Source organism: Granulicella pectinivorans (genome assembly GCF_900114625.1).
Classification (GTDB): domain Bacteria; phylum Acidobacteriota; class Terriglobia; order Terriglobales; family Acidobacteriaceae; genus Edaphobacter; species Edaphobacter pectinivorans.
Genome location: NZ_FOZL01000001.1, coordinates 1,123,716 through 1,142,683, shown reverse-complemented (window position 1 = coordinate 1,142,683; position 18,968 = coordinate 1,123,716). Strand labels below are relative to the sequence as shown.

Here is an 18,968-nt window from a genome sequence, read left to right as displayed (position 1 = left end):
AAGCCCCATTTTGATTTTTCCCAAAATGGGACTTCCGGGTCCATCTTCGACTCGTTTACCGCGACATACGCTCTGCGTACACCTTCTGTGCCGCCACCAGGCCGGTTCCGAAGGGCATATTGAGGTGCGGAAGGCTCTTCACCACGATCTGTTCCAGAGCGCCGATGAGCGCGATGGTGTCCATGTAGTCGAAGAATCCGAGGTGTGCGATGCGGAAGATCTGCCCCTTCATCTCTCCCTGTCCGTTGGTGATGATGGCCCCGAAACGACCCTTCAGCTCCTTGACGAATAGCCCCGAATCGACACCGGCGGGGGCCAGAACAGCGGTCGCGGCAGCCGAGGGAGCGTCGGGCGCGAACAGCTTCATGCCCATCGCCCTTACCGCGGCGCGCGTCATCGCGGCGATCGTCTCCGCGTTGTCGACCAGCATGCGGCGTCCAGTTGCCAGATCGCCCTCGGGCTTCTCGGGTGTCGCAGCCTGACCGGCAATGTAGTTCAGCGCTGCGCCCAGGGCGGCGATCAGCGCCACTGCCGGGGTGTAGGCCGACTCGCCATTGCGTGCGTTCTTCCGTTCCTTGCGGAGGTCGAAGTAGTAGCGCGGGTTGTAGGTGGCTTCCATGCGGTCCCAGGCCTTCTCGGAGACCGCCATGTAGCTGAGTCCCGGTGGAATCATGACCGCCTTCTGCGAGCCGCCGATCAGCACGTCGATGCCGTCCGCATCCATGTCGAGATGCGTGGTGCCCAGTCCGGTGATGCCGTCGACCACGAGCAGGGCCTCCGATTGTGTCTCCTTCAGCACGCGCGCGACGGCGGTGACGGAGTGGCGCACGCCGGTCGAGGTCTCCGATGCCTGCATGAACACGACCCGCGTCTCCAGCTTTAGCGCGGCCTTCACCTCGTCCATCGAGAACGTCTGCCCATAGGGCGCGGAGACGACGTCGACCTCGCAGCCGAAGGCCTTGGCGAGAGCCGTCCAGCGCTCGCCGAACTTTCCGGCCGTCAGTACCAGGACGCGGTCGCCCGGCGAGGTCAGGTTCGAGACCGAAGCCTCCATCGCGCCCGTTCCCGAGCTCGAAAGAATAATCACATCGTTCCTGGTCCCGACGAACTCCTTCAACTGAGCGAGCACACGGGTGTAGAGGGCACGGAACTCCGCCGTACGATGGTGAATATCGGCGGCAGCCATGGCAAACTGGGCGGCGGGGAGTAGGGGCGTCGGTCCTGGAGTGAAGAGGCGCGTCTTACGGATCATGCCCCATTCTATCGGTCACCAGCGCACTGTTCCTATAATGGGAGTCCTGTGAAGGCGAAAGGAAATCGATGAGCGACAGTATCGGCAAGAAGATTCAAACGGACATTATCACGGCCATGAAGGCCAGGGATGAGCATAGGCTCACCACTTTGCGCATGGTGAAATCGGCCCTGAAGAACAAGGAGATCGACAAGCGCGAGCCTCTGACGGACGCCGAAGAGGCTCAGATCCTCACCACCCTGCTCAAGCAGCGCCGCGAGTCGGTCGAGTCGTTTACCAAGGGCGGAAGGCCGGAGCTGGCCGCGAAGGAGACGGTCGAGATCGCTCTCATCGAGGCCTACATGCCGCAGGCCGCGACCCCCGAAGAGGTGCAGAAGATCGTGCGGGAGTCGATTGCCTACCTCGCCGAGCAGGGCGCAAAGCCAGGTCCGAAGGACATGGGTGTCGCCATGAAGGTCGTGCAGCAGCGCATCCTCGCCAGCGGCGTTCGCGCCGACGGCAAGATGGTCTCCGAGATGGTGAAGGCGGAGTTGGCCAAGTAAACCCCTACCGTGTGCCGTCACCTTCGCGACAGCCGTCTCCACGCGAAGGTGGGCGTGCCACCAGGCTCCCATGCCCCCTCCGGATCGCTCCACCCTTGAAAACTTCCGGCTTACCGTCTTCCGTGCCGTAGCTGCACAGAAGAGCTTTCGCCGTGCTGCCGAAGCGCTTTACCTCACCCAACCCGCCGTCACCCAGCAGATCAAAGCTCTTGAAGCGGAGCTGGGTGCATCCCTCTTCGACCGCACCGGCAAGGCGGTAGCCCTGACCCCGGCAGGCGAACTGCTGCTGCATCGCGCGACCGAAGGCCACGATCTCCTTGTGCGCGCGCAGGCCGAACTTGCCTCCCTGGAGGGACGTGTCGCCGGCCCGCTCCGCCTTGCCGTCTCGATGACCATCGTCCAGTACATTCTTCCGCCCATGCTTGGCCGTTTCCTGCGCCGCTACCCTGGCATCGCTCTGCGCATGCAAAGCGCCAACACCGGCGATGTCGCCTCTGCCGTGCTGGATGGCTCTGTCGACCTTGGACTCGTCGAGGGGCCCGTCCACCGGCCTGAGCTGAAGCTCGAGCCGTGGCTCCGCGACGAGCTTGTGCTGGTTGTCCCCGCCGGCCACCCCTGGGCGGGTAGCACCATCTCCCTCGAAGACCTCACCGCAGCCCCACTGCTGATGCGCGAGCGCGGCTCCGGGACCCGCGAGGTCGTCGACGCCGCCATTGAGGAAGCCTTCACAGCCGCCGGACTGCCGGGGCCCAGGATGATCCCCGCGATGGAGCTCAACTCGACCGAAGCCCTCCTCGCCTATATCGAACAGGGCCTTGGCATCGGCTTCCACTCCCGCGCCGCCGTCCGTGGACGCATCCGCATGGGCACCCTCGTTCCGGTGACCGTCAAAGGATTGAAGATTGCCCGCGACCTCTCCTTCGTCACCCTTCGCTCCACCGAGCCGCGCGGGAACGCCGCCCTGCTCCTCGACTTCCTGCGCGAGCACAGGCACCGATAAGCCACGCTTATCGCCCATCAGGACTTCTCCTTGGACGCCTCCTCCGGAGCCCGAAATACTCGGTCTCAGAGGCATTTCATGGGCAGCAAAAACATCTTCTTCGTCGGTCTCATCCTCGCGGCATGCGGTGTCCTTTCTCCGCCCCTGGCCCTTCTCGCCGGACTCCTCTTCGCCCTCACGCTGCCCCACCCCTTCGCTGTGGAGAGCCGCAACCTCTCGAAGTTTCTCCTGCAGGCCTCGGTCGTAGCCCTCGGCTTCGGCATGGACCTCCATGACGTCCTTCACGCGGGCCGCTCCGGCTTTCTCTACACCGCAATCAGCATCACCGTAGCCATCTCGCTCGGACTCCTCCTGGGCCGCATCCTCTCCGTACCCGGCAAGGCGTCCTTCCTCATCACCTGCGGCACCGCCATCTGCGGAGGCAGCGCCATCGCCGCGCTCGGGCCCATTACCGACGCCAACGACGAGGAGATGGGCGTCTCCCTCGGCACCGTCTTCACCCTCAACTCCATCGCGCTTGTGCTCTTCCCCTTCGTAGGCTGGAAGCTTGGCCTCACCCAGAGCCAGTTCGGCCTGTGGGCCGCCCTCGCCATTCACGACACCAGCTCCGTGGTCGGAGCCGCGGCCCGATACGGCACGGTCGCCCTCACCATCGGCACGACGGTCAAGCTGGCCCGCGCTCTCTGGATCGTGCCGCTGTCCTTCGCCACGGCCTATACGATGAAGAGCAAGGCGAAGGTGCAGATTCCGTGGTTCATCCTGCTCTTCTGCCTTGCGGCGATCGCCCGGACTTATCTCCCCGCGCTGCACACGCTCTATGACACGGCAAGCCGGGCGGGTCGCAGCGGCATGGCGGTCACGCTCTTCGTCATCGGCACCGGGCTGTCGCGCGAGATGTTCCGCAACGTCGGACTACGCCCCATGGTGCAGGGCGTAGTCCTTTGGATCATCGTTGCGGTAACGTCTCTGCTGGCCATTCGCAGCGGCCTGATCGCTCTCTGAAAGCACCCTGCGCGGCACGTTGGCAGGACTAGATCTGCGACATTGGCAGAGGCTTCAGAATCAGGTTCGAGACATTCGAAACGGTCGGCTCAAACGCATACTTCGGACTGCTCGACAGCTTCTTCCAGTCGGGATCCGCGCTGAACGCTGCCCAGTCCTTTTCAAGCGTTGCCGTATCGGGGAAGCTGAGCATGTAGGTCAGGCTCGGCAACCGTGCGCCGATCAGGTTGTCGCCGTAGAAGACCTGATGCGCACCGGCCTTGGCGAAGAAATCGAACTCCCCGTTGTGGAACATGTCCACCTTGGTGACGTGATCGCGATAGGTGGGCGACTCGTACGTTCGCAGGTGGAAGATCCGCTTGGCCTTGGTATCGGGCGGCGTAATCGAGGGCCAGCCTGTGAACGCGCGCATCAACTGACTCTCGATGCGGTTGAACGAAGGCGAGGCCGCAGGCGCATTCCAGTAGGGCTCAGCCGCCTTCATGAACGCTGCATCCTTGGCCAGCATCAGGTCCGCGGTCACCAGCGTCTCCACCGAAGCGCTCGGCAGCAGAAGATAGTACGTCGGCGTCTCCGGACCGAAGTCCAGCGAGAAGGCTCCCACCGGCGTGATGCCCATCCGGTTCAGGGCCGGGATCAGCGCATCGGCGAAGTAGCTTTGGGTCATCTTCCCCTGTGGACCACTCTGCAGGTGATATTTGCGCAGCTCATAGAACTGCGGCGTCCCCTTCGGAGCGCCGCTTGTCTGGGCGACAGCATCCCCGGCGAGCGCGACGGCAGAGGCGGCAAGTGAACGCGAGAGAAACTGGCGACGATGCATGATTGGCTCCAGGAAAAATCAGGATGGCCGCCATTCTAGCTGGTCCGTTGGACGATGCGCTATCGCGGCGTCAGGTCGAGCGTCATCACCTCAAAGGGAGCGAGGGTGAACGCGTGGGCCTGGCTCGCCTGCAGCAGCAGCGGCTTCCTGTCCGCATCGGACTTCCACGGACTCCTGCCGCGATAGCTCTGCGCCGCACCCGGCGGCAACTCCAGGGTGTCGGCCAGTTTGAGCGAGATCGTCTGCGGTTTGTCGCTCGGGTTACGCAGCACCAGAATCCCCTTCCGCGGCGACCACGAGGCCCAGCCGTAGACCTCAAGCCACGCCGGATTGCTGCCTACCCAGTGGGTATCTTGGAGCACATCGGCGTTTGCCCGCGACCACTTCGCGGCCTCGGCGAGATCATCCCAGTTCGCCTCCGTCAGCAGACTCGGCGTCATGTACATCTCCTGCAACTGCGTGCCGGTGCCGAAGTAGGAATGAATCTCGTTGCGCAGATCGTTGCCCGGATCCACGTCCAGCAGCTTGCGGAACTTCGCATAGATCATGCCGTGCAGCATCAGTGAGTTGAGAGGAAACAGCGGACCCGCCTGCACGATGTTCTCGTAGGTGATGGCATCCCGGTAGGTGATCCAGCGTTCGCGGTACGTACCCACGCCCGTGACGCCGTCATCCTCGCCGCCGCGCCAGATCGAATCGGCATGTTCCAGCCAGAAGGGCGAGGGCCAGGTGCCGGTCGTGAGGTTGACGTAGAGGTCCGGCTTGGCCTCGCGCAGCTCCGCGATCAGGTGGATCGCCGCGGCGAAATCGCTATCGAAGGCGCTGCCGGGAAAGACCGAATCGACGTTGCCCGTGCCGTCGAACTTGAACTGGTTGACCCCGTAGGTCTTGACCATATCGAGCGCGACATCGCGAAAGGCCGCGTAGTACCTGGGTCCGGAGAGCGCATAGCCGTTCCGCACGATCTCGTAACCGGCCTCCTTGCCGAAGGCGATGCGCTCCTGCTTGGGCTTCGAGTAGCCGCCCCACGGCGACATCCAGATACCCGGCGCGGCGTCGTACTTCGCCGCCGCATCCTTCACCGGAGTGAAGCCGTTCGGGAAGCCGTCGTTGAACTTCCAGAGCGAGTTGTGTTTGTCCCAACCATCGTCGAAGAGAAACGAATCGAGCTTCACTCCGCGCTTCTCCGTCAGCTCCCGCCCGAAGGTGTGGATGCGGTCCAGCACGCCGGCCTGATCGTACGGCGTAAAGTAGCCGAGGTCGTACCAGGAGTTGTAGTGCAGGAAGGTCCGGTACGGATGCGCTCGTTCCCGTTCCACATACGCGAGGAAGTCGCGGCGCATCTGTCCCGAGTGTGCGACGCCGAAGACCGAGGAGTAGGTGATGGATTGTCCGGCCTTCAACGGAAGATCGCGCTCGACCCATGCGGTGGCGCGACCAGCGGTCACGCGACTCAACGACAGCGGGTCTTCGAAGCCCAGATAGAGATTGCCACTGACGATGGGCGAGCCCTTCACGGAGCCGACAACCTGTGCTCCGGGCAGCGGTAGATCGATGAGCTCGATGCGGGTGATGGCCGCGTCGTGCCCTTGCGCGGTAATGGTCAGACGCTGCCGCAGATACTGCGCATCGTCGAGCAGGATCACCGACCACACGGCGCGCACGGCGTGGTCCGCGCTCTCCAGCGGGAGATCGAACTGTTGGCCATGCATGCGGCCGGCGAGCCGCGAGGCATGGGGGTTTGGGGTCAGTTCGTGCCGGCTGGGCTCCCCGGACACGGCGAGCGTCGCGGCGTTCCAGAGCGCGCCATCCTTCATCAGGATGGCGAACGGCATCGCCACGGGCAGCTCTGTCGTATGAATGCGATCGGTGACGGTGAGCGCGGAGAGCTTGCCGGCGGCCACCGTCCAGTGCGCCGCAATGGCTGCATTCTCCATGCGATAGTGGCCTCCGGTCTCGCTCAGGGTAGCGGGTGCGGCATGGGCTGGAGCGGTCGCGATGGAGAGAACGAGGAACGCGAGAATCGTACGCATGGCAGATCCTTCTGCTTCGGGGCTTTGGGGCATTCTAGCCTCCTGGCCGCCTGCATCCAAGAAAAAGAGGGTGCAGCCGAAGCCGCACCCTCTTCCCGGTTGAAGGATCTTCTTTACCTGGTCAGGATCGCCGCGAGGGCGGTCATGCGGGCCGCGTCCGCGGGTGAGGCCGAGGATGCGTCCTTGTTCAGCGCGACCGCGAAGGCCTTCAGCTCCTTCGTCTTCTTCTTGTCCATCGCTGCCATCAAGGCGGTTCCCTTGGCGGCGGGCAGGGCGTTCGAGCGGACGAGCTGATCGACGTACGCCTTCCCTGTGACGAAGGTCGGCGGATAGACGATCTTCTCCTGGTACTGCGGATTCATCTGGCTCATCGTAATCTGCCTGGCGGCGGCGATCTCGTTCTCCGAGAGGAACGTGCTCGGCACCATCTTGTAGACGTCGAGGCCACGCGCGATCTCCGCGCCGTAGATGTAGCCGTTGTACCAGTATGCCGACCAGAGCCCACCGTCGATGAATTTGGTGCTGTCCAGCGGGCCGCGGTCGAAGTAGGCAATCTCGAACGGCTTCTTCGGATCGGTGTAGTCCATGATCGAGACGCCGCCCTGATACCAGGACTGCACCTCGATGTCGCGGCCCGGGACCGGAATCAGGTTGCCGTTGTGCGCCGTGCAGTTCTCAAGCTCGGTCTGCGGCGCAGGCATCTTGTAGTAGGAGTCGAGGGTGAGCTCCGCGCCCTTCAGCGTGAAGATCGAGTCCGCGCCCCAGGTCATGGGATCGGCCGCACGGCAGCGCGGCTGTCCGCCGCCGCCCCACTCGTCGGAGAAGATGACGCGGTCGCCGGCGTTGTTGAACATCGCCGAGTGCCAGAAGCTGAAGTTGGGGTCGGAGATGGCGGCGACGCGCTTGGGGTGGACGGGATCCTTGATGTCCAGCAGGATGCCGACGCGAGTGCAGGCACCGGCGGCGAGTCCAATGGCAGGGTAGACGGTGATGTCGTGGCATCCGCTGACCGGCTGCGGGGCCGCGCCTTCGCCGTGCAGGTTGCCGACGGCGAGGCCGTTCATCGCGCCGGTGGCCGGATCGGAGAAGATGCGAGGACTGTTGACGACCTTCGAGAGCTCAGGATGCGCGACCGGCACCTTGATGACGACGATGGTGTAGAGCGCGGTGTTAGGGTCGTCGACGCCGCCGGCCGAGCAGCCCGCAAGCTCTTCCGACGAGCGAATCGGAGCGTAGCCGGAGAGATACAGGTAGACGTTGTCCTTGTCAGCCGGGTCGGTGACGAGCGTGTTGGTATGGGTGCCACGGCAGGTCTGGACGGCGGCTACCTGCTTCGGATGAAGGATGTCCGAGATGTCGAAGATGCGGACGCCGCGGAAACGCTCCGGGTTCGGCGGCTCAACAGCCCGAGGCGAGCGCTGCGGCGGAGCACCTGCACCGGGAGCACCGGCCGGCGGCGGACCCTGACGCACCGGAGCGACGAAGCCCGGAGGCAGAGGAATGCCCTGCGTGCCGCAATCGAGGCGCGATCCGGTCGACTCGATCGAGAGGAAGAGCAGGTGGCCGTAGACGGTGACGTCATCCTGCGAGCCCGGGCACATCACCGAGGTGGTCAGCTTGGTCTTCTCGGGGTTGGAGGCGTCGTAGATGTTGAATCCGTTGTAGTTGCCGACGATGATGTATTGACCGCTGAAGGCCAGGTCGGAGTTGGTCGACCCGAGCTGCAGCGCCCGCGGCGGACGAGCCGGCGCACCCGGGACGGGAGCAGGCGGAGGCGGTGGTGGCGCGGCCTCCTGCGGGGTGGTTCCGGCAGCGAAGCCCGGGGGCTTGGGCAGGTTCACGATCAGGTGCATGCCGGACTCGGCGATGCCGGCATCCGTGACGCCACCCTTCAGGCCGACGCGCGGGTCGTTCGGAAGCTGCGGATTGTTGTACACGGTCGGCTTGGCCGGCAGCGCAACCTGCGCGAGGACGGCGACGGGGGCAGATAGCGTAATCGCCACGAGGGAGGCGGTGAGTCTCTTGAGCACTATTGTTTCTCCTTTTGCTTTTCCGAGGCCAACATGGTGCGCATGGTGTCGATCTCGCCCTGCTGGGTGACGACGACATCCGCGGTGAAATCGAACAATTGAGGCTCCTGGCCCGATCCGGGGCCGTTGAAGAGATCCTTCACCATGGAGAGGGCACCGGTATGGTGCTGGATCATGCCGGTGAGGAAGAGATGGTCGAACTCCGCGCCGCGAGCCTTGCGGAGCGCGTTCATCTGTCGCGGGCTCAGCATGCCGGGCATCATGGGGGTGTCTTCCATGCCGGGCATCGTGGACATATCCATGCCGCCCATGCCGTTGTCGGCTTCGAGGGGCTTGTCGTAAAAGGTGAGCCAGCGCTTCATGAACAGAATCTCGTCGCCCTGCGAGATCTTGATGCGCTGGCCAAGCTCAAGCAGTTGCGGATTGCGGGTGTGGTCTTCCATCAGGTTGACCATCTCAACCGCCTGCGAGTGGTGCATCACCATGTCCTGCATGAACTTGACGTCGCCGTCGGTGACGGCGCGGACGGCGGTGCCGACGGTCGGCCTGGTGAGCGTTTTGGTCGGCTGGCCCGGGGCTCCGGGCTGCATCAGTGGAACGGGATTGGCCGCAGGGGTCTGCCCCGTAGCCAACGACGCGTACAAGGGAAGCAAAGCTGCGCAGACAAGCGAAAGCCGGAACGCCATGAAGCCCTCTCTACCGGGATGCGTAGATATGGTGGATTTTTTACTGGTGGAGTGGTCAGTGTAGCGTTGGTGAGATATTACGTCCACAGGAACGCCGACGCGCGAAGCGGAGGTTGGGCCGATCGTGTTGATTGCCTTGGCGATGGCTTCCGGACGGATATACTTCGGCTATTCCACCGATAGGGAGTCTGCCTTGGATCTGAGAAGGAATCTGCGCTTTTTGGGGACGCTTGGAGTGGGTGTGCTTCTGGGCGCGGGATGTGTGCTGGCAGCGCAGCAGGCGATGACCAGCCAGAGGATTCCGCAGTTCGAGAACTCCGAGGTCAAGGTCTGGAAGTCGGTGATTCTGCCTCATCAGCCGCTGGCGCTGCACCGGCACGACCATCCCCGGGTGGTGGTCGCGCTGACCGGCGGCACGATGAACTTCGTCGACTCCAGCGGCACCAGGGAAGAGGCGGTATGGGAGGCCGGCAAGGCATACTGGCTACCTTCGATGCCTCCCGGAGCGATGCATGCCGATGTGAATGTGGGAGAGAAGCCGGTCGAGGTCATGTTGATCGAGCTCGAAAAGGCGCAGTAGTGCAACTTGCTCAAGTACTCGCCCGGGTGTCATGCTCGACAGATGAAGTTAAGGGCAATCTTCGCGTTGTTTCTGGTGCTCGGTGCGCTGCCGGGTGGTGCGCAGGAGCGGGGCAACTGGCGGGCCGTCAGCAAGACCGCAAAATCGATCACCGGGGACCTGATCATCACGGACGAGCGTCTGTCGATGAACTTTCTGACCTTTCCCATCGCGGAGATTCGACTCCTGAAGCCGGACGAGGTGCTGGCGGCGTTCGACACCTCCGATGCGAATGCGGGCGTCGGTCACCTCTACCGGCTCAGCATCCCTGGCGACAAGCGGTTTCTGCATAAGAACAGCCTCTGCGGCACCGAGGAGACGCAGTGGATGGCGACCTACGTCTCCGGCAAGGGACTGGGGATCATCTTTTTCGCGAACGCTTTCCCGCCCGTATTCACGACAGAGTCTCTTCAGAATAATGTGAACCTTTGCGGAACGTTTTCTTATACCAAGCGTTGAGAAGCTGCCTGCCCCGGATGTTTTCTGTCATCCTGTAGGAAGCAATGGGACCTGCCTATCATTCCGTAACTGCCGCCAGGGCGAAGCGCTTCTCCCTGCTCGTGCTTCCTCTTCTATGGGCGCTTGGTGGGGCGTCGCTCCACGCGCAACAGGTCCCGCCTCTGGTCACCGCCGATGCGCTCGGCGCGCAGATCTATACCGCTACGGCCTCGACCGGGATGGTGATGGTCGTCGTCCGGGACGGGGACGTGTTCGTCCAGGAGTATGGCGAGACCTCTCCGGGGAGCGGCCAGAAGCCCAATGAGCACTCGCTGGTGCGGCTTTGTTCGCTTTCGAAGATCATCGCAACCGACCTGCTGAACAAGCTCGTCGTCGATGGCACCGTTCACTTTACCGATACGCTGCAGCACTTCGCGCCCACCGGCGGCCATGTGCCCACCCTCACGCTCCACGGACCGGTGGTGCGCGCGATGACGCTGGGCGACCTGGCGACGCATACCTCCGGGCTTCCCCGTGAGGTTGGGCCGACGCCGCGCGGTGTCTCCTACTTCGCCTACCCCGATCACGAGACGCGCTGGGCGTGGCTGGCGAAGCAGAAGCTGGCGACGACGCCCGGCACCTACTCCTCCTACTCGAACATCGGCTTCGCGCTGCTGGGCGATGCGCTCGAAGAGGCCTCCGGGAAGCCGTATGCGGAGCTGTTCGCCGAGCGCACCGCCAAGCCTCTGGGACTCACCGAGACGACGCTTTCTCCCACGCCCGAGCAGTGCGGAAGACTGATGGCCGGGGCGCACCGCAGCGATGCCTGCGGAGATACACAGGCCTCGGCTGGTGCGGGCGGCATGTACTCCACGGCCGCCGACATGACCCTGTGGCTCAAGTACCTGCTCGGCCTTCCAGGGGTGCCGGTCCACCAGAACTCCGCCGCGCAGGCCGTCTACGTGGACCCGTTGCAGTTGAAGGGCACCAAAGGCCTCGACCACGCCGGCCAGCCGACCGGCATCGGGCTCGGGTGGCTGCGCCTTGGCTACCCCGGCGACCCATCGATGATCATCCAGAAGACGGGCGGAGGCGGGGGATTTACCACCTACATCGCGCTCGACCCGGCGCGCCATGCAGGTGTGTTCGTAGCCGCGACCGACGGAACCCACTTTACCCACACGCATATGTTCCAGCAGATCAACAACCTCCTGCTGGCGGTCTCCGGTTTGCCGGCGCAGCCTCTGCCGGTCGATCCCGAGCCCGTGCCGGCGCATCGTCTCCGCGATTCGAAGCGTACGCGCAGCTCTTCGCCGCACTCGAACGTCTCCCATAGCGTGACCCCCAGGGCGCGAGCGAAGGTTGGCACGACACATCAAGGCAGAGCCAGCCGGCGGCAACCCTCCCAATGACGACGCCCCCACCCAACCCGATCGATCTCCCGGCGGTTGTTGCCGTAACCGCCAATCCCCCGGCTGAACCGGAGAAGCCCATGCTCGACGTCCACCCGCCTCACGCGCCGGTCCACGGCATCAAGGACTTTCTGCTGCATATCCTGACGATTACGATCGGCCTGCTGATCGCGCTTGGACTCGAGGCCGGCGTCGAGTACCTGCATCACCGGCACATCGTCGCCGAAGCGCGCGAGAATATCCGCCACGAGATCGAGGCCAACCATGAGCAGATGGCAAAGAACGTGACGTCGATCCAGGAGGATGCCGGGCGCATCGACACCAACATCGAGACCATCCGCAGGATGCGCGCCGCCCCGAAAGACTTTCATGGACATCTCGCCTACACCATGAGCTGGTCGTCGTTCAACGACTCGGCATGGCGCTCCGCCCGGGACATGGGTGCGTTGACCTACATGCCTTACGACGAAGTCCAGGGCTACTCCGACCTGTACGGACAACAGCAGATCGTCAACGACGCCGCCGTAAAGCTGTATACGAGCCAGTCGCTGGTCGTCGCCCCGATGATCATGGCGAAGGGCGCGGATGCGATCCCCCCTGACCTGAGCACGACGATGCTGCTGGACACGGCGAAGACTGCGCTGAGCATCGAGATTTTGAAGCAGATGATGCAGTCGCTCGATGGCTCGTATACGGAAGCGCTGAAGAAATAACGCCAGTCTCTGACAGGTTCCCATGCTCGATCGACGCAGCTTTCTGATGCTTGCCGCGGCCGCCTCGATGGCGACGCCTCTGTCGCTTCGCGGTGAGTCCAACACGCTTCCGCCATGGGCGCCCGGGGTGCTGGAGATTCACCACATCGACACGGGCCGCGGCAATGCGACGCTGATCCTCTATCCGGATGGCACCACGCTCCTGATCGACGCGGGTGAAGCCCACAGCGCGCTCCGCACCATGCCCCCGGCGTCCCCCGACGCCAGCCGTCCCGCCGGAGAGTGGGTCGCGCGCTACGTACGCCGGCATATAGGCCGTATCCACCGCAGTGAACTCGACCTGATGCTCCTGACCCATCTCCATGGCGACCACGTCGGCGAGGTCGCCGCGACGAGTCCCGCCTCCAGCCGCGGAGACTACCGGGTGACGGGCGCGGCGTTCGTCGCCGAAGCGCTGCCCGTCCGCGATTGCATCGACCGCGGATGGCCCGACTACAGCTATCCCGCCGCCCTCAAAGACCCCAACTCCATCAACTACACCCGGCTCGCCAAAAGCATGGCGGATCACGGCACCAGGGTCCAGAGAGCCATCGCGGGCTCCGCTTCGCAGTGCGGACTCAGGCAAGAACCTTCGCGATATCCGGACTTCAATGCACGCATTCTTGCTGTCAACGGCGACGTCTGGCAAGGTAACGGCGAGGCATCGCGAAGCTTCTTCCCCGCCGTTACCGGGATGCCCGCGGCCGACCTGCCCACGGAGAACATGTGCAGCATCGCTGTGCGGCTTCGGTATGGCGGATTCCGTTACTACACGGGTGGCGATCTTTCCGATGACACCATCTATGGACGCCTTCCATGGCACGACATCGAATCTCCCGTAGCTGCGGCCTGCGGACCGGTGTCGATGGCCGTCGCCAACCATCACGGGTACTACGACGCCGAAGGCCCCGCCGCGGTCCGTGCGCTCCGGCCCCGGGCGTGGATCATTCCCGGCTGGCATGTCACGCACCCGGCATTGAGCACACTCGCCACACTGCTGAGCCCGGAGCTCTACCCCGGCGACCGGTCTCTCTTCGCGCTGGGCATGACCCCGGAGTCGCTTCTCGTCAACGAACGTCTCGCCCCAAAGCTTTCGAGCACGACGGGGCACATCGTGGTCCGCGTGCCCCCGGGAGGCCGCGATTTCACCGTCTTCCTCGTGAACCCAAAGGACGAGACAGACACCGTAACGGCCTCCTTCGGTCCATTTCCCAGCTAGAAAACTGCGCTGCGCCTAGGCCGGAAGCCCTAAATTTCCCGTAAAATCCCACGCTTTTGCTCCCCACAGTCCTGTGCGCCTGCCTGCATCCGCCTATACTTAAGACTCGGAAGAAGCAGACCCATGAAGCACCCCATCGAGTTCGAACAGGAAGAAGACGGCCTCTGGCTCTCGTCGCACACCGCGGCCGCCTCGCACGTTGGGGCCGTGTCGCTGGCTGAGTGTTGTCCCGGCTGGTAGCCGCGCGACCACCATTCCTGAAACCAATCCCACATCCGTAACGCACCAAGAAAGGCATCATGAAGATCGTTCTCGCCGAAAAAGTCTCCCCTGCCACCCTTGCCGTCTTCCAGAAGGAAGCGGGCTGGCAGATCGTCTCCCCCGACCAGATCAAGAATGGCCTTGCCGCGGAACTCGCGGATGCCGACGCGCTCGTCGTTCGCTCGGCCGTGCAGGCGGATGCCGCTCTGCTCGCGCATGCCCCGAAGCTGCGCGTCATCGGCCGCGCCGGTGTCGGTGTGGACAATATCGACACGGACGCCGCCACGCACCAGGGCATCGTCGTCATGAACACGCCGGGCGCGAACGCCGTCGCCGTCGCCGAGCTGACCATCGGACTGATGATCGCGATGGGCCGCAGCATTCCCCGTGCCAACGCCACCATGCACGCCGGCAAGTGGGATAAGAAGACCCTGCAGGGACAGGAGCTGCGCGGCAAGACCCTCGGCATCGTCGGCCTGGGCCGCATCGGTCTCGAAGTGGCGCGTCGTGCGCACGCGTTCGGCATGAACCTCATCGGCTACGATCCGTTCATCGCGCCGGTGATCGCGCGCGAGAACAACGTCACGCTCGTCGATATCGACACCATCTTCAAAGAATCCGACTACCTGACGCTGCACGTCGGGCTGACCACGCAGACCGAAGGCCTGATCAACGCCCACTCGATCGGCATCATGAAGAAGGGCATCCGCATCGTGAACTGCGCGCGCGGGGAACTGATCGTCGACGAGGCGCTTGCCGAAGGCATCAAGTCCGGCAAGGTGGGCGGTGCGGCACTCGACGTCTTCCGCCAGGAGCCTCTCAAGGAGTCGGTGTACTACGGTCTGGAGAACGTGCTGCTGAGCCCGCACATCGGCGGATCGACCGACGAGGCCCAGGAGGCCATCGGCATCCAGCTTGCGATGCAGGTGCGCGACTACCTGAAGCTTGGCGTGGTGCAGAATGCGGTGAACGTACCTTCGCTCTCGCGCGAGGAGTACGAAGAGGTTGCGCCGTACGTGGAGATGGCCGAGCGTCTGGGAAGCTTCCTCTCGCACGCTGCCCCCGGCAATCTCGAGAACATTCAACTCACGTACTCGGGCCGTCTGGCCGCGGGCAAGACCGACCTCATCAAGAACGCGGCGCTGTGCGGCATTCTGTCCGGCGAAGAGGGCGTCAACCGCATCAACTCCGCGACCATCGCGGCTGAGCGCGGCATCCGCATCCAGGAAGACAAAAAGGAGTTCACCACCGGCGGCGCAGGCTCAGTTCTGAAGCTGACATTGCATGCGGCCGAAGGCGATACTTCGGCGTCCGCGACGGTACTGCATGGCACCTCGCCGCGCCTGCTGACGTATGACGGGATCGACATCGAAGCACCGCTGCACGGGACGCTGGTGGCGATTCGCAACCACGATGTCCCGGGCGTGGTCGGGCGCATCGGCACCATCCTCGGCGAGCAGTCGGTGAACATCGCCAACTTCGCGCTGGGCCGCGCCATCAGCACGCGTTCAGGCCGCGTCCCACAGGGACAGGCCCTGGCGGTCGTGCAGATCGATGTACCGACCGCAGCCGTAGCGAACGCCGCTGTCGAGGCGCTGCGCAAGGTCGAGGCGATCGCCAGTGTGCGGCTCGTCGAACTGCCCAAGGCGTAGCTACGAACAAGAATGCCCCCAGATCCCGTTGTGGGATCCGGGGGTTTTCTTTGCTAGTTCCTGCTTGATCTGCATTGCAATCTCCAGCGGCGAACCCACACTGAAGAGCTGGATATCTCCCATCGTCATGTAGGCCGCGAAGCGTTCTGCGAAGATGCGCGCCTGTGACACGCGCTCAAGATTCAAGCCGCGTTCCATCTGGCGCTCCACGACAATTCGGCTACTCTCTTCCTGGGAACGGGATGGCATCAGGAGAATGGAAGTCCCCGCGCTCTTCACCAGCGCTCGATTCGACGCGATCGTCTCAGGTTCCACGTCGGTCTCCAAAAAGCCAGAAGAGAGTGCGAGGACGACCGGCTCTGGAGTGCCCTCCAGAAGCTCATGAAAAAGAAGACCGTTGCGCCGCACATACGCGGCGTATCCAAAAGCGTCGAGAAACGGACGCAAGGGTCCGACGTGCGCACAAAACTCTTCATCGAGATCGACAAAACGACGACTCAGCATCGGCGCAAGCAGACGCCCAGCACTCGTCTTTCCGACGCCGCCCGGGCCGATGAGGAAGAGATGGTGCATGCTTCCTCCATTGTATGAAATGGTCAGAATGCGCATGGAGAGCGGCAAATCCGCTAAGCTAGTACTAAGGAACACACCATGCCGCTCTACGAATACGAATGCAAGACCTGCCACAAACACACGGAGAAGATCCAGAAGTTCTCCGACCCCGAGATCACCGTCTGCCCCCATTGCGGCGGCGAACTTGAGCGCGTCATCTCCGCGCCCGCCATCTCCTTCAAGGGTGGAGGCTGGTTCGCCGATGGATACGGCTCCGCGAAGTCGGCAGCCTCCGGCGAAAGCAAGCCCGCAGCCACGGAGAGCAAGCCGGCAGCGGCAAGCTCCACACCGGCCCCCGCAGCGGCACCAGCCCCGGCCACCAAGCCCTAAGGCAATTGCAACGGAAGTGGTTACTTTTTAGGCGGCGGAACCTTCTTCCCCGCCTTGCGGGCCTCGGATAGTCCGATCGCGATGGCCTGCTTCGGGTTCGTCACCTTCGCACCCGACCCGCTCTTCAGCTTGCCCTGCTTCATCGCCTTCATCTCGCGTTCGACGCTCTCGCCGGCGGCTGGGCTGTACGTGCGGGTCGAGGTCTTCTTCGCAGGTATCTTCTTCGCCGCAACCTTCTTGCCGGATGCCTTCTTCGTCGCTGCTTTCTTCGTCGCCATCACGATTCACCTCACCTCTCTAAGAAGTGGGTGGCAACACAAGCGTTGTACGAACGGAGAGATCTCTTTGCTTCGCCTTCCACGGAAGGAGACGCTGCCACCAACACGCACAAGCCAAGCCGCGCGCGCCGTGGAGCCTCTGTACAGGCAAAAAAGAAGGCGTGTTCACCCACTGCCTCAACGTCGAAGCTATGTGTGCCACGCCTGCCCTGCGCGCTCCGAAGGGAAACTACTTCTTCGGCGCTGCGACTTTCTTTGCGACCGTCTTCTTTGCTGCTACCTTCTTTGCCGGTGCCTTCTTCGCTACCGTCTTCTTGGCCGCAACCTTCTTTGCGGGAGCCTTCTTCGCAACTGCCTTCTTGGCCACGGCCTTCTTCGCTACCGTCTTCTTCGCTGCCACTTTCTTCGTTGCCATGTTGAATCACCTCATGACATCAGAGACCTTGAAGCGTCTTTGAAGTTGCACCAATTGTAGTGCAATTCAAGAACACGTCCAGTAGCTTTATCAGACATTTTTTATGGGACGACACTAACGTGTCATACGACGCGCTCGACGCACAGCGCCCACCAGGAGCAGCGCCCCCATGCTGAAGAGAAGCACCTCCGCTGCAGTGCTCTTCCATGTGCGCGTGCGCTTCAGCGAGCCATCCATCCATGCCGTATGCACCGCGACGAGATCCGCGCCAAGCCCGGGGATCGAGATGCCTTCGAGATCCTCCGTCGGCAGAGAGCCGAAGATGCGTTCCGGCTCCGGCGCCTTGCCATCGCGGTCCTTCGGAATCGCGAGCATCAGTGCATTGATCTCCGCATCGCGCGCGTCGGTGAAGAACGATGCGTCCGCCGTGTTGGGAAAGAGCGTCACCTTGCCGGTCATCTTCTTCTCGATCGCCGACACGCCATCCTGGCATACGCCGAGCGCGTAGTATCCGCCGAAGGGTAGCGCCGCATGAGACGCATGCAGGTGCATGTACGCGACGGTCAATGCCGATGCGAGGCGTGTCACCTCGACGGCGTCCGCACCACGATAGGTATGGGCGTCGCGCTTCATCACCCACGGCTGATCGAGCGTATCCATCGTGCGCCACTCGCTCTTGCCGTCGACACCGAAGTAATAGCTGACGTCCGCATTCACATGAGGTCCGCGGATGTGCCACTCGTACTCGGCGTGCGAGACGGGCACAAGCAGAGGTCGCTTCGTACCGGGCACCATGATCTGCGAGTTCACGTAGAACGGCATCATCACATCCTTGCCGTTGTAGTGGAGATGACCGAAGTTGGCGAAGTAGCGCGAGTCGGTGACGGTGACCTCGTGGCCTGTGCTTTGCAGGTCGCGGATCACATCGTCGGGTGTCGTCGACTTCGAAACGGTGAACAGCTCCGCACCTTCGAGTTTGTTGGCGGCAAGACGATTCAACACATACGCCAGTCGCTGGCTCTGCGCATGTTCCGGCGCAAGGTCATTGGGGCCATCGCCACGCACCACGCCCGCGCCGAGTGAGCTTACCAGGCCATCGGTGGTAAAGCCGGGAAGATCCGACGGCTTCTCCAGCGAGATCGTGTCGGGCTTATCCAACGCATAAGGCCCAAGGTCGAGATGCTCGCTGGTCTGCGCTGCCGAAGGCGACGCCCCGGGATGCACCGCCGACATGTCTTCTGCGGTCTCACTCTTCCCTGCAACGTGGCCGATGACGCGTACGGTCGGGTTGATCGCCTGCATGGTCCATCCGGGAAAGTGATCGAGCGACTCCCAGTCCTTGCCGAGGATGCGTTTGCGCAACTCGTCGATCAGCTTGGGCGTAAGGAGCGCCGGGCCTTTCTTGCCGCCTTTGTCGAGCTCCGCCAGCATGGCCTCAGTGAAGCCTGGACGCGCCGACAGCTCGCGCATCATCTCGGAGAGAGCGACCGTGTTGGGCGGCATCTGCCCCGGCGGTGCGAGGCGATTCGGACCCGCCACACCCATCAAGCCAATCGCCATCACACCCACTCCGATCCGTGCACCGCGTCTGCGAAGAACATTCATCCGCCTATTA

General features: G+C 63.2%; 19 protein-coding genes. 10 read left to right on the top strand and 9 right to left on the bottom strand.

Annotated elements, in window-relative coordinates:
* Positions 1–55: 55 nt before the first annotated feature.
* Positions 56–1,252 carry a pyridoxal-phosphate-dependent aminotransferase family protein gene (locus tag BM400_RS04505; protein ID WP_089837015.1) on the bottom strand — a complete coding sequence of 399 codons (1,197 nt, stop codon included), beginning with the start codon at positions 1,250–1,252 and terminating at the stop codon, positions 56–58.
* 68 nt (positions 1,253–1,320) lie between these two features.
* Between BM400_RS04505 and BM400_RS04500 the strand changes: the two genes are divergently transcribed.
* From BM400_RS04500 to BM400_RS04490, 3 genes are all read left to right on the top strand, one after another.
* Complete coding sequence (locus BM400_RS04500; protein ID WP_089837013.1) at positions 1,321–1,794, top strand: GatB/YqeY domain-containing protein; 474 nt, start codon at positions 1,321–1,323, stop codon at positions 1,792–1,794.
* Between the two features lie 70 nt (positions 1,795–1,864).
* Complete coding sequence (locus BM400_RS04495) at positions 1,865–2,794, top strand: LysR family transcriptional regulator (protein WP_089837011.1); 930 nt, start codon at positions 1,865–1,867, stop codon at positions 2,792–2,794.
* A 78-nt stretch (positions 2,795–2,872) separates the two neighbouring features.
* Positions 2,873–3,796 (top strand): YeiH family protein, encoded by a 924-nt coding sequence (locus BM400_RS04490; protein ID WP_089837009.1) that lies wholly within the window; start codon positions 2,873–2,875, stop codon positions 3,794–3,796.
* A gap of 28 nt (positions 3,797–3,824) precedes the next feature.
* Here the strand turns inward: BM400_RS04490 and BM400_RS04485 are convergent, their stop codons facing one another.
* The 4 genes from BM400_RS04485 to BM400_RS04470 all read right to left on the bottom strand — a co-directional run bounded on the left by BM400_RS04485 (position 3,825) and on the right by BM400_RS04470 (position 9,365).
* Positions 3,825–4,616, bottom strand: a complete 792-nt coding sequence (locus tag BM400_RS04485; RefSeq protein ID WP_089837007.1) for an NIPSNAP family protein — start codon at positions 4,614–4,616, stop codon at positions 3,825–3,827.
* A gap of 59 nt (positions 4,617–4,675) precedes the next feature.
* Positions 4,676–6,649 (bottom strand): alpha-amylase family protein, encoded by a 1,974-nt coding sequence (locus BM400_RS04480; protein ID WP_245781677.1) that lies wholly within the window; start codon positions 6,647–6,649, stop codon positions 4,676–4,678.
* Between the two features lie 113 nt (positions 6,650–6,762).
* Entirely contained in the window at positions 6,763–8,679 is a 1,917-nt protein-coding gene (locus BM400_RS04475; protein WP_089837003.1) for an LVIVD repeat-containing protein, read from the bottom strand.
* Positions 8,679–9,365 carry a DUF305 domain-containing protein gene (locus tag BM400_RS04470; RefSeq protein ID WP_089837001.1) on the bottom strand — a complete coding sequence of 229 codons (687 nt, stop codon included), beginning with the start codon at positions 9,363–9,365 and terminating at the stop codon, positions 8,679–8,681. Before BM400_RS04470 ends, BM400_RS04475 begins: the two co-directional genes overlap by 1 nt.
* A gap of 193 nt (positions 9,366–9,558) precedes the next feature.
* Here BM400_RS04470 and BM400_RS04465 point away from each other — a divergent pair, with 193 nt between their 5' ends.
* From BM400_RS04465 to serA, 6 genes are all read left to right on the top strand, one after another.
* A complete protein-coding gene (locus BM400_RS04465) occupies positions 9,559–9,945 on the top strand; it encodes a cupin domain-containing protein (RefSeq protein WP_141223805.1) in 387 nt (128 codons plus the stop codon).
* A 42-nt stretch (positions 9,946–9,987) separates the two neighbouring features.
* A complete protein-coding gene (locus BM400_RS04460) occupies positions 9,988–10,443 on the top strand; it encodes a hypothetical protein (RefSeq protein ID WP_089836998.1) in 456 nt (151 codons plus the stop codon).
* Between the two features lie 44 nt (positions 10,444–10,487).
* Entirely contained in the window at positions 10,488–11,834 is a 1,347-nt protein-coding gene (gene ampH / locus BM400_RS04455; protein WP_089836996.1) for a D-alanyl-D-alanine-carboxypeptidase/endopeptidase AmpH, read from the top strand.
* Positions 11,831–12,547 carry a hypothetical protein gene (locus tag BM400_RS04450; RefSeq protein ID WP_089836994.1) on the top strand — a complete coding sequence of 239 codons (717 nt, stop codon included), beginning with the start codon at positions 11,831–11,833 and terminating at the stop codon, positions 12,545–12,547. The genes ampH and BM400_RS04450 overlap by 4 nt, the downstream gene beginning before the upstream one ends.
* Before the next feature lie 22 nt (positions 12,548–12,569).
* On the top strand, positions 12,570–13,805 hold the full coding sequence (locus tag BM400_RS04445; protein WP_089836992.1) for a ComEC/Rec2 family competence protein: 1,236 nt from the start codon (positions 12,570–12,572) through the stop codon (positions 13,803–13,805).
* Positions 13,806–14,104: 299 nt separating this feature from the next.
* Entirely contained in the window at positions 14,105–15,718 is a 1,614-nt protein-coding gene (gene serA, locus BM400_RS04440) for a phosphoglycerate dehydrogenase (protein ID WP_089836990.1), read from the top strand.
* On the opposite strand, the gene BM400_RS04435 is transcribed toward serA, so the two are convergent.
* Positions 15,719–16,291 (bottom strand): shikimate kinase, encoded by a 573-nt coding sequence (locus BM400_RS04435; protein WP_175528867.1) that lies wholly within the window; start codon positions 16,289–16,291, stop codon positions 15,719–15,721.
* A gap of 78 nt (positions 16,292–16,369) precedes the next feature.
* On the opposite strand from BM400_RS04435, the gene BM400_RS04430 reads away from it, so the two are divergent.
* Positions 16,370–16,660 (top strand): FmdB family zinc ribbon protein, encoded by a 291-nt coding sequence (locus tag BM400_RS04430; RefSeq protein ID WP_089836988.1) that lies wholly within the window; start codon positions 16,370–16,372, stop codon positions 16,658–16,660.
* A 20-nt stretch (positions 16,661–16,680) separates the two neighbouring features.
* Here BM400_RS04430 and BM400_RS04425 read toward each other — a convergent pair whose 3' ends face one another.
* From BM400_RS04425 to BM400_RS04415, 3 genes are all read right to left on the bottom strand, one after another.
* Positions 16,681–16,938, bottom strand: coding sequence for a DUF6496 domain-containing protein (locus BM400_RS04425; protein WP_089836986.1), 258 nt, complete (start codon positions 16,936–16,938; stop codon positions 16,681–16,683).
* 229 nt (positions 16,939–17,167) lie between these two features.
* A complete protein-coding gene (locus tag BM400_RS04420; protein WP_175528866.1) occupies positions 17,168–17,353 on the bottom strand; it encodes a hypothetical protein in 186 nt (61 codons plus the stop codon).
* Positions 17,354–17,467: 114 nt separating this feature from the next.
* Positions 17,468–18,958 carry a hypothetical protein gene (locus BM400_RS04415; RefSeq protein WP_245781676.1) on the bottom strand — a complete coding sequence of 497 codons (1,491 nt, stop codon included), beginning with the start codon at positions 18,956–18,958 and terminating at the stop codon, positions 17,468–17,470.
* Positions 18,959–18,968 lie beyond the last annotated feature (10 nt).